Here is an 11,837-nt window from a genome sequence, read left to right on the forward strand (position 1 = left end):
GTAATGAAATAGCCTGTAAAGTATATGATACTTTTACAGGCTATTCTTTTGTCGAAATCAATATAGTAAATTCTAAAGAGAAATATGCTCTTTATCAGAAATCATTTTCTTTAAAATTTTTTTTGCGAGTGTTGCTCCTTTTACTTTTACATGAAGACATTCCGAAGTATTTACGACGTAGTTTCCAGTCAAAATGGCAGACTTTAATTCATCTACTGTGTTGCACTCCTCATTGAAGTCATTATAAACACTTCCGTACTGTAAATATTGATGTGTATCACTTCCTCCTACGATAGGAAGGTTAATTTTATTAGCGAAATCTGCGAGTTTTTTTTGATACGGCTCATTTCCATATGCATAAAGATCCTTTCCGTTTAGGTCCAAGGCATCTAGACGTTGAAGTTGCGATACTTCTAAGTGATGAAGCGGAGTACTTTCTCGAAACGGGTGGGCCCCTATTTTTAATAGGTGATATTTCTCAGCAATGTCTAGTAACTCATTAAAAGGAATAAACGTATCTTCTGTTGTGTGATTATCTAATGATTCGCGGATAGCTAGAATATCTTCCCTGCTTCCAATCAAGAGAATGTGTCCAGTTTCTTTGATGTCCACTTCGATTCCAGGAAAAAGTTTAAGACCGTCAATTAAATAGTATCCATGCTCATATGTGTAATGGCTGTCAATGAAATTGTAGACATCTGTAAATCGACTAGTATTAAAATGTTCCGTCATTGCCAATGCTGTTAACCCAGTTGCTTTTGCCTCTTCCATCATTTCTCGAAAATAGTCGGGCATAAACGTCGACTTTTTAGAAATCTTTACGTGACTGTGAAAATCTATTCTCATAATACGCCTCCTGAATTTTTATTAAAAACAAACAACGTGACGACATATAAAGCTGAAAATACTAAGAACATGTAATCACGAGAATGAAATGATAAATGTGCGAGTTTAATCTTTTTTATCTTCGGATGGTTAAATGCATAAAAACTTCCCTTTACTTCTAATGCCTCTACGGTTGTTCGTGCTCTTTTTGCTGTGCTTAATAGCAAAGGGTAAAAGGAAAGTACTGCGATCTTTGAAAAATAGGCAATCGATCGCCAGTAAAGAAAGCCATGTTTTATAGGTGCTTTACCGCGTAATCGAAAAGATAGAAATACATGATGATATTCATCTAATAAACTAGGGAGCATCCGATAACCATAGGCAATACTGAAAGAGACTTGACCAGGTACGCCAATTTTAAGGAGACCATTACTCAACTTTTCTGGATCCATAGAACAAAAAACAGTAATACTAGCTAATGAAATAATAGAAACTTTCATTGTTAAAAGAATGAGTGGTAGAATCACACTCCAATCTCCTCCGAAAAACCAAGAGGCGATCAATAGGTAGCCCCCTTGTCCTAATAAGCCTAAACATAGAATCATAATAATTAAAGGAGAAACTTTTGCTACGATGGTCGTGATAATCATAAATACGAACAGGCCAACTAAAATCTGCTGATTATGAATAAACCATGGTACTAGTCCGAAAAATAAATACCATAAAAATAACGTGCGAGGATCCAGCTTCGCCAAAAAGGTTTCACTATTCCCATATGCTGTATTTAGTAATTCGATCTTTACTTGTTCGACAGAAAGCTTTTCAGATAATTTCTGTGTAAATTCCACTAGTACCCGCCTCCTTTTTTAACGCATGAACAAAATCATCAACAGTGTAGGCAAGAGGAGACATATGTAACTTTCTGCTCAACTCCAAAATCTGTGGTGATTTTAATCCTGCTAATTTCAGTAAAGAATCATTACTAAAAACTGATTCTTGATCACCGTCGTGAATTATTTCCCCTTCATGTAAAACGATAATCCTATTTGCCCATTCTGCAACAAGTTGCATGTCATGAGTGGCAATAATCACGGAACCAACTTGCTCTTTCAATGAATCAATCAATTTGGTTATGTGTTTACGAGTAGCAATATCAAGATTCGCTGTAGGTTCGTCTAGTAAAATAATAGATGGTTTCATTGCAACCCCTATAGCTAGTGAAGCTCGTCTTTGTTGACCGCCACTCATTAAACGACTGTCCTTATCTTGTAAATCTGTCAGATCAAATTGATTCAGCACATCATCGACGATCTTTTCGTATCCAGGGATTTTCCGGGATTTCAAATAAAACGCTACATCCTTTCTAACACAGTCCTCAATAAACATCTCTTCTGGATTTTGATAGACGTAAGTTACGGTATCTGCAAGTTTTTCGGGTGAAGCGTTTCGTGTGTTCAATCCGTCTACATAAACATCCCCTGTCTCTGGTTTAACAAGACCTGTGACCAGTCGCATTAAAGATGATTTCCCCGCACCATTGTTTCCTACTAGAGCTACTAGATCGCCTTCGTGAATATCCAAGTCGATATCCTTTAAAATCTTTTTCCGTGAGCGGTTTATCATTTTGTATGAAAAATTAACGTGATTCATTTCAATAAGTTTCTTTTTTTCGGAAAGATAGTGAGGTATGGTTCTCGATGAAAACTCCTCGTGTTGATTAATTACATGTGTTGGAAACATGGATACAGCTTCATCTATAGTTACAGGTAAGTCATTGTTATTAAACTGTCCCCACTTGTAAGCTGCTTGTGTTACTTGTGGTGGATAGATCTTGCTTTTCAAGAGAGCATCAACTTCCTTTAAAGCTGCCTTCGTTGATTTTTTCCAAACAACTTCTCCTGCATCCATTAAAACAACCTGATTGCAATAATCAGCTATAAACTCGGTATGATGTTCGATGACAATAATGGTTTTTCCATACTTTTTATTGAGCATTTCTAAGATTTTATATACTTCATCTGCGTGAAACGGATCAAGTTGGGCAACGGGTTCATCAATAATTAAAATATCAGGATTAAGAGATATAGCTCCAGCGAGAGCAAGTTGATGTTTTTGACCGCCGCTTAGCTGCCAAACAAATTCATCATCATGGCCATGCAGTCCTACTAAATTTAGTGCTCGTTTTCCTCTTTCTTTATAATCGGCATAACCGAAGTTAAGTGGTGCAAAACTAGCATCTTCCAATACTCGTGGGCTAACAAGCTGGTTTTCAAAGTCTTGGTAGACATATCCCACATGATGGGACAGTTCTGCAACCTTATGATCCGTTGTTACTAAACCATTCACGGTGACCTTTCCCGTGAAGTCACCTACATAGTAATGAGGGATGAGCCCATTTAACAATTTACACATTGTTGACTTTCCGCTTCCATTACCTCCTATAATCGCAACAAATTCCCCTTTGTTTATTTCTAAACAAATATCTTTTAAAACGCTGTTTTTTCCACCGGGATATTGAAAGTTAACGTGATCTAGCACGATTTGTTGTGTCATCAAGAAAGCCTCTCTTTTTCTTTATTATCTGATGCGTTATTTTTCTTTTTTATCATGACTATTACTGTGGCTACAACGATAATGAAAGCTATGCCAATACTTACCCAGATAAACCACCCCCCGAACATATCGAGAAAGTCTGCTTCCCATTCGTAGTTGAAACCTGCTTCGGATAGAAATTCGAAGAAAAAGGCTGCACAAGCTAACAAAATACCAACAACAATCAACCTAGGGGCAATGACTTCTTTCATAGAAAATTTAATTGTATTGTTTCTTGGCTTCATTCCTAGTAATGGCTCAATTTTACCGTATAAACGAGGAACTAAATATAATGTAGGTAGTAATGCAAACAAGATACCAGAGAATAAAACATCATTTAGAAAGGCAACGCCTTCTATTACAACGACACTTTCAGCTAATCCTGGTACAGCTTCTAATTCCTCTACACCAATCCATACCTTTCCAATATCGACGACGCTGCTAATTGCTTGATGAATAATAACACCAGTCATAGCTGCAATGCCAACTTGCCTTCTGTTTGTCGGATCACTAACTAGCGAACCTGCGATAAACATAGCTAAGGAGAAGGCAATAAATTTCTCGAGCTCACCAAATCCACCAAATTGACCGAGCATGATTTCACCAAAGATGACTTCTCCAAGTGATGCTCCTATAGCTGCATATAAAGGATGAAACAAGATACACAGTGTTAATGGAATGAATGCAAAATATTCAATTGATAATTCAATAGGTCCTAATTGAATGGAAGGCACTAACTCAGTAATCATGTTGGAAAGTCCGTATAATGACATGGATAAAATAAACACCATCATTTTCTGTGACTGGGTCAAAACATACCGTTCTTTTATTTTCCGCATTTCCTAACCTCCTTTTATTTGTTACCTTAAGCCTAAAACATCGCTATTAAGAGAGTGTTAAAGGAACGTAAATTACTTGTGAAAATTTTATCATTTTATAACATAATGTAAAAAATCATACATCGAACTATATATTAGTAGATTAATCTGCTACTCTGTGATTAATCGAAACGAAAACAAAGGAGGTATTTCATTGCTAAACTTCAATTGGAACACAGAGATGATGTCACCTAACCAACATAAAATTGCAGATTACATTCAAAAAAATACACAGCAGGTATTATTATCAACAGAACAAGAAATTTCTGATGCTGTAAAGGTTAGTAACGCTTCTGTATCAAGATTTTGGCGTTCCGTAGGATATAAAAACTTGAAAGATTTTAAGCGGGAGGTTGGTTCTGAACTTAAAGTTTCTCCATCTGGGAAAATGAATAATGTCATGAGTAAAGTAGATGGACAGGAATTGCAGTACCACACTCTTAAAAACTCTGTTGATCATTTATATAAAACGATGGAACAGTTCTCTCATGTGTCGTTTCAAGAGGCAGTAGATTTGTTCATACATGCGCAAAAAATCCACATATATTCTCCAGGTCCTTCATTAGGTTTAGCGGAATTGTTAGACTATCGTATCTCTAGGTATGGGATGGACGTACATTTGATAGATAAAGTTGGAAGTGAGTTGTTCGAGGACCTTATGCACTTTACAAAAGAGGACGTAGTTGTGATATTTGGATTTATTCGCCTACTTCCTGAAGCGAATGTTATCTTAAAGCATGCGGAACATGTTGGATACAAAACAATTATTATAACCGATCAACTCGTTTCAGAGTTTTCTACGCAAGCAGATGTTGTTCTCTTTGCAAGTCGAGGGGAGTTACAAGAATTCCATTCGATGATTGCACCCACTTTTATTATTGAAAATCTAATCATAGCAATAGGGATGAGGAATAAAGACAAAAATCTTGATAAGCTTGATCAGCTCAGTCAGTTACGTAAACGTTATTCAGCGGAATTGCCGAGATAAATGAAAGTCATGAAGAATAGCCTGTAAAGTATCACTCTTTACAGGCTATTCTTCATGACGAACTTTTGATCTGATTTTGCTTCTGTATCTCCATCTTATGCAAGGTATGCTTGGTACCCCACTCATGCATCGCTTCCAAAATTGGTTCTAGACTTCGACCGTACTCCGTCATCGAATATTCTACCTTTGGAGGTACCTGAGGATAGACAACGCGCGCAATAATATCTTCTTCTTCTAGCTCACGTAATTGTTTTGTTAGCATTTTTTGAGTAATACCGGGCATATTACGTTTTAATTCACTAAATCGTTTTGTCCCCTCTTGAAGGAGATGGAGAAGAATAATTGGCTTCCACTTTCCTACGAGAATCCCTAAGGCATCTTCTACTTGACAATTTTCTGGTTTTTTTTCCATGTAAATCCCCTCCATAGTATCCTTTTGTATACTATAGCACTTTTAAGTGCGTACTTCTCAATCTTTATATTACTGTTTATAATAGCATTATAATAAGAGAAAAGAAAGGTGGACTCATCTATGAAAAAATATCGGATTGACACAGATAAAGGATTGGAATTTGGAATTTATACTCTTGGAGATCACCTGCCAAATCCGACTACAGGTGAAAGAATATCTGCACAAGAACGAATTCATGAAATTATTGACTACGCAGTGCTTGCGGAACAAGCAGGCCTTGATTTCTTTAGTGTTGGAGAAAGTCACCAGGAATATTTTGCTACGCAGGCACATGCAGTTGTACTTTCAGCTATCGCCCAGGCGACAGAAAAAATTAAAATTGCAAGCTCATCAACTATTATCAGTACCTCAGATCCAGTTCGTGTTTACGAAAACTTTGCGACGCTTGACTTGATTTCTAAAGGAAGAGCGGAGATTGTAGCTGGACGAGCTTCCCGGATAGGACTGTTTGAGTTACTTGGCTATGATTCCCGTAACTATGAAGAACTTTTTGAAGAGAAATTCGACCTCCTCCGTCAAATTAATGAAGAAGAAAGGGTGAATTGGAGCGGTGAATTTCGTGCTCCATTACGGAATGCTGAAGTCCTTCCTCGTCCAGTAAATGGCTCCTTACCTATATGGCGGGCAGTGGGAGGAACTCCCGCTAGTGCAATGAAAGCAGGATATGCAGGCGTGCCGATGTTTATGGCACATTTAGGAGGCCCATCTTCGGTATTTAAAAACACGATTGATGCATACCGTGAAGCAGCGCGGGCAGGCGGACATGATCCAGAGCAACTTCCCGTTTCTACGGCAGGTTTTTTCTATGCGGCAGAAACTTCCCAACAAGCTTTAAAAGATTTATATCCTCATATAAATGAAGGAATGAAGCGAACGAACGGGGGAGGTTTTCCGAAGCAACACTTCGCACAGGGAGTCGACCCACACAATATAATGAACATTGGTAGCCCGCAACAAATCATTGAAAAAATACTCCATCAGCACGAAGTCTTCGGTCATCAGCGTTACATTGCTCAAATAGACTTCGGTGGGATGCCAATGGATAAGCTCAAGAAAAACTTAGATATCATTGGAAACGAAATACTGCCGGCAATTAAAAAATACACAGCTAAAAAATAAGGAGAGGTTAATATGAAGATTATTGGATTATCTGGCTCTCAAGTTGGCTCGAAAACGAGGACAGCAATGGAAGTAACGCTCAAAGCGATTAAGGAAAAATATCCTGAAACGGAAACAATCCTGATTGATTTAGCGGATTATAAGCTAGAATTTAGTGACGGCCGCAATTATCTTGATTATGAAGGAGATACGGGTTACGTTACGAAAACGTTAATGGAAGCAGATGCTATTGTTATCGGAACTCCTATTTTCCAGGCCTCCATCCCAGGCACTTTGAAAAATATTTTTGATTTGCTTCCGGTTAATGCATTTCGTGACAAAGTAGTTAGCATGCTTGTTACTGCAGGATCTCCCAAGCATTATTTAGTGGCTGATCATCAGATAAAACCGATACTTGCATACATGAAAGCGCAAATTGTACAAACTTATGTTTTTATTGAAGAAAAAGATTTTCGCCAAAAAGAAATTATTAATAATGATGTACTGTTCCGGATCGATCGTCTCGCGGAAGATACCGTAGTATTAACAGAAACTTTTGCTAAGATACGCGCGGATAAAGAAGCAGAGTATGATTTTTAAAAGAAATTCAATTATTAAACGAAAAGCGAAGCGGACCTGAAGGTATTATTACCTTCAGGTCCGTTATTTAGAATATAACTCTTATTAAGATCCCATCCAACCACCGTCAACACATAAGATGTGGCCACTAACATAACTTGATGCCTCGGAAGCCAAAAATACGACAGGTCCTTTTAAATCTTCTGGAGTTCCCCATTCACCTTGAGGAATTCGAGAAGTAATATATGCCTTACGATCTTTATCTTCTCTAATTGGTGCGGTGTTGGCTGTCTCCATATATCCTGGAGCTATCGCGTTAACATTAACACCTTTGCTCGACCATTCATTGGCAAACGATTTGGTTAAGCCAGCGACAGCGTGCTTAGTTGCTGAATAAGCTGGTACTTTTAACCCGCCTTGAAATGATAACATTGACGCGATATTAATAATCTTACCTGAGCCATTCTCGATCATGTGCTTTCCAAATTCACGAGTTAATCGAAAAACAGCGTTTAAATTCACGTCGATCACATCGTCCCAGTCTTGGTCCGTAAAGTTCTCAGCTTGGTTTCGTCTGATAATTCCAGCATTGTTAACTAAAATATCGACTTTTCCAGCCTTACTGATGGAATCTTTTACTACAGATGCAATTTTGTCTTGCTCAGATAAATCAGCTGAAATCGTGTAAAATTTACGACCTAAGTCTTCAACTTTCTGTTTCGTTTCGGGTTGTTCACTACTAGATCCTATTCCAATAATGTCAGCGCCTGCTTCGGCTAATCCAACAGCCATTCCTTGGCCTAGGCCTGAAGTTGATCCAGTTACTACAGCTACTTTTCCTTCTAAAGAAAAATTAATTTTCATAAAAAATACCTCCTGAGTTTCGTATCATAGATGAATAGTTTGAGTAATATTGAAAGTGATTCATGTATCTTTTTCTTAATATACTTTTTATACCATTATATATATAAAGTAAATGAAATAAATCGTACTTGGATATCAATTGCAATCCAAGTACGACATAAGGGGGCAAAAGTTATTTCAAATCTTCCATTGGAATAAAGTCCATGTCTTTGAAAGTATAATTCTCGCCAGCCATCGCCCAGATAAATGTATAGTTATTTGTACCGACACCTGAGTGAATGGACCATGGAGGTGATAGTATTGCTTGTTCATTCTTGATTAACATGTGACGTGTTTCATCAGGTCTTCCCATGAAGTGGAATACTCGTGACGATTCTTCCATATCAAAATATAAATAGACTTCTGCTCTGCGATCATGGACATGAGCAGGCATCGTATTCCACATGTTATTAGGTTCTAGCAATGTCATACCCATCATTAATTGGCAACTTTGAATGCCTTCACCATGAATATATTTATAAATGGTCCGATTATTAGACTCAGCATCGGAACCAAGTTTTGTCGGTGCAGCATCTTTAATTGGAAGAACTTTTGTTGGATATTCCTTGTGAGCATTTGCAGATACAAAATAAAGCTTTGCTGGATTAGCAGGATCGGCACTTTCGAACGTAACGTTTTCCTTACCAAGCCCTATATAGAGACAATCGCGTTTATTTAGTTCGAATACTTCCCCGTCAACTGTAACTTTTCCTTTAGGTCCGATATTAACAATTCCAATTTCACGGCGCTCAAGAAAAAATTCTGTTCGAAGTGCATCGCCTGCATCTAGCTTTACAGGTTTATCAGTAGGTATAACTCCTCCTACGACGACACGGTCATAGTGAGAATAAACCATCTTGAGTTCACCTTTTACAAAAAGTGACTCAATCAAAAATTCTTTTCGTAGCTTATCTGTCGTATATTGCTTCATATCTTCTGGATTTGTTGCATGTCTAATTTCCATTTATTCGTGCTCCCTTCAAGATTAAATTAACTTTTGTTCGTAAAAGTTCATAATCGTTCAATATAGTTTGATTATAGCAAAAATATTAACAGATCACAACAGTCTATGATATTTTACGTTTCAATAGTAAGATAAAATAAATAAGTAGATATTAAATGAGCTTTATTTTATGTTATAATAACTACGTTTTACAGAAGTCATCAATGATGTTTATAAATGTTTAATTTTGTACATAAATAGAAAACGTAACCTGCTTAAAAAACTTAAATTGATGAATTGCAAATTATTCTATATTTATAAAAAAGCTAAACAAAATGGGGGAGTAAAATGCTTTCAGTAGAGAGGCATGAAAAAATACTAAATGAATTAGACAAGCAGACAATTGTAAAAGTTTCGTATTTGAGTCATTTACTGCAAGTGACAGATAAAACGATACGAATTGATTTAGAAACGTTAGAAAATAGAGGGTTATTGAAAAGGATTCATGGTGGGGCAACAATTCTAGAAGAGGAAAATTCTATATTGCCCATCAAGAAACGGCAATTACAGCATAGCGATGTGAAAGATGCTATTGCTAGAGAAGCACTATTAACAATTAAAGAAAATGACACATTACTTATTGATGGTGGGAGTAGTACATTAGCACTCGCGCATTTATTAGGTGACTTCCCTATCAGTGTGATAACGAATGATATAAAACTAGCTTATGAATTATTAAATAAAGAAAAAGTACAACTAATGATGGTCGGCGGCACAAGAATAGGTACTTCTGGATCACTTTTTGGTGCAGAAGCATCAGACCTATTAGATAGAATAAGAGTAAACAAAATCTTCTTTGGAACGACTGGAATATCTATAGAGAACGGACTAACAGTGTTGAATGGGATTCATGCAGATTGGAAAAGAAAAGCATTAACTTGTTCGAACCATGTCACACTTTTAGCAGACTCCTCTAAATTCCAAAAGGATGCTTTAATTAAATTCGCATCAATTGAAGATTTAAATCAAGTCATTACGGATGATCAAATAGATAAAGAGAGTTATAATAAAATAAATGAAAGAGGCGTTAAAGTAACGAGAGTAAGTTTATAATTAACAACTAATAAAACGGACGGTAAGCACAGGAAAATGTGCCTGCAGTCCGTTTTTTAGTTACTTTTTTAAATATAAAATAAATGGGCTTTATGTCCCTAAAAAAGTCCTTTGTTTCCTTTTAATATAGATAAGCCCTCAACAAAGAAGTAATCACCATAAATCAGGGGGACTTCGATATTGCTATTCTCAGGGAAATGTCCGGTACCGCTCAAAATTAAGCCGTCTTCTTGATCGTTCTCCCAAGCTCCATAATTATCATATAATGAGCGGAGGATGTTTTCACCTCCACGTTTATAAATAGCTGCTTCAGTGCTGGGAACGTTATCAGCTAACTCTAATAACCCACATGCTGCTATCGCTCCAGCTGATGAATCTCGGTAGCTAGGAACTTCTTCTGGCAAACGAAAATCCCAGTACGGAACGTAGTCATCTGGTAGATTTGTGAGAAAGAAATGAGCAACTTTTTTGGCGGCATCTAAATAGTCTTCTTTCCCTGTGTAGCGGTAACATAATGCTAGTCCATAAATTGCCCACCCGGTGCCTCTTGACCAAGCAGATTCTGGTGCATATCCTTGTCCACCGATGAATTCGACTCTTTCTCCTGTATCAGGGTCAAAGCGGACAATATGGTGAACAGAACCATCAGCTTCGATAAAGTGATTTAGAATCGTATCAGCATGTTTCATAGCAGTATTTTTATAGCGCGGATCTGAGGTTTCTTCAGAAGCCCAAAATAACAGTGGTAGGTTCATCGCGCAATCTATAATTGCCCACCCTTCATTTTGGTTGCCTTCGTACCAAGGGTTCCAAGCTCGAATAAAATTTCCTTGTACATTAAACCTGCCCATCAGCAAGTTTGCGACCAAAAGCGCACGCCGCCGTGATTCCTCTTCACCAAGTAAGGTATATCTAGCGCGACTTGTTAAAGTCCACATAAAGCCCATATCATGATCCAATTTGTAATAATCGGTGATGACCTTATCGAGTCGTACTTCACACTCTTCGGCAATTTCTTTAAACGATTCATTTTTCGTATCTCGATAGAGTAACCAAAGTTGACCTGGCCAGAATCCTGCAGTCCACCAATGGGGGTCCGCCAGTCCATATGTTCCGTTAATACTTGCATGTGGGAAGTTAGCGCCAATTTTCGAACTTTTCCTACTGACCTTTTGAATCACATCTTGCCAAGCTTCATCTACCCATTCTCTATTATCGCTCATCGTCTCACCCTTTCAGATGTCATCATAGTATCATTGTATACCTTTATATTCTGAGAGAAATATAATAATTTTGACTTATTCTTTGAATTTGGTGCAAAAAAATTTCATGGAAACGGATTTATTGGTTTTTACAGACTATGAGATTGCAAATTAGAAAAACTTAGTATAAAAAAGCTTTAGAGAAATTTCTCTAAAGCTTTTACAAAGATTAAGCGACTTTTTT

The 11,837-nt window shown here is 37.2% G+C and carries 12 protein-coding genes; 4 read left to right on the forward strand and 8 right to left on the reverse strand.

The genetic code is table 11. The features are described from left to right. Window positions 1-72 precede the first annotated feature (72 nt). Genes ACM26V_RS20555 through ACM26V_RS20570 form a run of 4 tightly spaced genes read right to left on the reverse strand, consistent with a single transcriptional unit; the run spans window position 73 to window position 4,256 of the window. Complete coding sequence (locus ACM26V_RS20555) at window positions 73-846, reverse strand: PHP-associated domain-containing protein (RefSeq protein WP_416148637.1); 774 nt, start codon at window positions 844-846, stop codon at window positions 73-75. Continuing rightward, window positions 843-1,673, reverse strand: coding sequence for an energy-coupling factor transporter transmembrane component T family protein (locus ACM26V_RS20560; RefSeq protein WP_416148638.1), 831 nt, complete (start codon window positions 1,671-1,673; stop codon window positions 843-845). Before ACM26V_RS20560 ends, ACM26V_RS20555 begins: the two co-directional genes overlap by 4 nt. Continuing rightward, a complete protein-coding gene (locus ACM26V_RS20565) occupies window positions 1,648-3,378 on the reverse strand; it encodes an ABC transporter ATP-binding protein (protein WP_416148639.1) in 1,731 nt (576 codons plus the stop codon). Before ACM26V_RS20565 ends, ACM26V_RS20560 begins: the two co-directional genes overlap by 26 nt. After that, window positions 3,378-4,256: a cell division protein FtsQ gene (locus tag ACM26V_RS20570; RefSeq protein ID WP_416148640.1), complete on the reverse strand. Its 879-nt coding sequence runs from the start codon at window positions 4,254-4,256 to the stop codon at window positions 3,378-3,380. The genes ACM26V_RS20565 and ACM26V_RS20570 overlap by 1 nt, the downstream gene beginning before the upstream one ends. Before the next feature lie 193 nt (window positions 4,257-4,449). On the opposite strand from ACM26V_RS20570, the gene ACM26V_RS20575 reads away from it, so the two are divergent. Further along, window positions 4,450-5,283 (forward strand): MurR/RpiR family transcriptional regulator, encoded by an 834-nt coding sequence (locus tag ACM26V_RS20575; RefSeq protein WP_416148641.1) that lies wholly within the window; start codon window positions 4,450-4,452, stop codon window positions 5,281-5,283. A 52-nt stretch (window positions 5,284-5,335) separates the two neighbouring features. Here the strand turns inward: ACM26V_RS20575 and ACM26V_RS20580 are convergent, their stop codons facing one another. Then, window positions 5,336-5,695: a winged helix-turn-helix transcriptional regulator gene (locus tag ACM26V_RS20580; protein WP_416148642.1), complete on the reverse strand. Its 360-nt coding sequence runs from the start codon at window positions 5,693-5,695 to the stop codon at window positions 5,336-5,338. A 120-nt stretch (window positions 5,696-5,815) separates the two neighbouring features. Between ACM26V_RS20580 and ACM26V_RS20585 the strand changes: the two genes are divergently transcribed. Next, a complete protein-coding gene (locus ACM26V_RS20585; RefSeq protein WP_416148643.1) occupies window positions 5,816-6,874 on the forward strand; it encodes an LLM class flavin-dependent oxidoreductase in 1,059 nt (352 codons plus the stop codon). A 12-nt stretch (window positions 6,875-6,886) separates the two neighbouring features. After that, complete coding sequence (locus tag ACM26V_RS20590; RefSeq protein WP_416148644.1) at window positions 6,887-7,453, forward strand: NADPH-dependent FMN reductase; 567 nt, start codon at window positions 6,887-6,889, stop codon at window positions 7,451-7,453. Window positions 7,454-7,537: 84 nt separating this feature from the next. On the opposite strand, the gene kduD is transcribed toward ACM26V_RS20590, so the two are convergent. Further along, window positions 7,538-8,296 carry a 2-dehydro-3-deoxy-D-gluconate 5-dehydrogenase KduD gene (kduD, locus tag ACM26V_RS20595; protein WP_416148645.1) on the reverse strand — a complete coding sequence of 253 codons (759 nt, stop codon included), beginning with the start codon at window positions 8,294-8,296 and terminating at the stop codon, window positions 7,538-7,540. Between the two features lie 172 nt (window positions 8,297-8,468). Beyond that, on the reverse strand, window positions 8,469-9,299 hold the full coding sequence (gene kduI / locus ACM26V_RS20600) for a 5-dehydro-4-deoxy-D-glucuronate isomerase (RefSeq protein WP_416148646.1): 831 nt from the start codon (window positions 9,297-9,299) through the stop codon (window positions 8,469-8,471). A 327-nt stretch (window positions 9,300-9,626) separates the two neighbouring features. Between kduI and ACM26V_RS20605 the strand changes: the two genes are divergently transcribed. Further along, entirely contained in the window at window positions 9,627-10,391 is a 765-nt protein-coding gene (locus ACM26V_RS20605) for a DeoR/GlpR family DNA-binding transcription regulator (RefSeq protein ID WP_416148647.1), read from the forward strand. Window positions 10,392-10,489: 98 nt separating this feature from the next. Here ACM26V_RS20605 and ACM26V_RS20610 read toward each other — a convergent pair whose 3' ends face one another. Next, window positions 10,490-11,614 (reverse strand): glycoside hydrolase family 88 protein, encoded by a 1,125-nt coding sequence (locus tag ACM26V_RS20610; RefSeq protein ID WP_416148648.1) that lies wholly within the window; start codon window positions 11,612-11,614, stop codon window positions 10,490-10,492. Window positions 11,615-11,837: the final 223 nt, after the last annotated feature.

The sequence above is a fragment of the Salipaludibacillus sp. HK11 genome, from assembly GCF_047795645.1.
Lineage (GTDB): Bacteria > Bacillota > Bacilli > Bacillales > Salisediminibacteriaceae > Salipaludibacillus.

Excerpts from the sequence above, each read along its gene's own strand:
- ACM26V_RS20570 (WP_416148640.1), bottom strand. The coding sequence starts at position 4,256 with ATGCGGAAAATAAAAGAACGGTATGTTTTGACCCAGTCACAGAAAATG.
- ACM26V_RS20565 (WP_416148639.1), bottom strand. The coding sequence starts at position 3,378 with ATGACACAACAAATCGTGCTAGATCACGTTAACTTTCAATATCCCGGT.
- kduD (WP_416148645.1), bottom strand. The coding sequence starts at position 8,296 with ATGAAAATTAATTTTTCTTTAGAAGGAAAAGTAGCTGTAGTAACTGGA.
- ACM26V_RS20605 (WP_416148647.1), top strand. The coding sequence starts at position 9,627 with ATGCTTTCAGTAGAGAGGCATGAAAAAATACTAAATGAATTAGACAAG.
- kduI (WP_416148646.1), bottom strand. The coding sequence starts at position 9,299 with ATGGAAATTAGACATGCAACAAATCCAGAAGATATGAAGCAATATACG.
- ACM26V_RS20590 (WP_416148644.1), top strand. The coding sequence starts at position 6,887 with ATGAAGATTATTGGATTATCTGGCTCTCAAGTTGGCTCGAAAACGAGG.
- ACM26V_RS20580 (WP_416148642.1), bottom strand. The coding sequence starts at position 5,695 with ATGGAAAAAAAACCAGAAAATTGTCAAGTAGAAGATGCCTTAGGGATT.
- ACM26V_RS20610 (WP_416148648.1), bottom strand. The coding sequence starts at position 11,614 with ATGAGCGATAATAGAGAATGGGTAGATGAAGCTTGGCAAGATGTGATT.
- ACM26V_RS20555 (WP_416148637.1), bottom strand. The coding sequence starts at position 846 with ATGAGAATAGATTTTCACAGTCACGTAAAGATTTCTAAAAAGTCGACG.
- ACM26V_RS20585 (WP_416148643.1), top strand. The coding sequence starts at position 5,816 with ATGAAAAAATATCGGATTGACACAGATAAAGGATTGGAATTTGGAATT.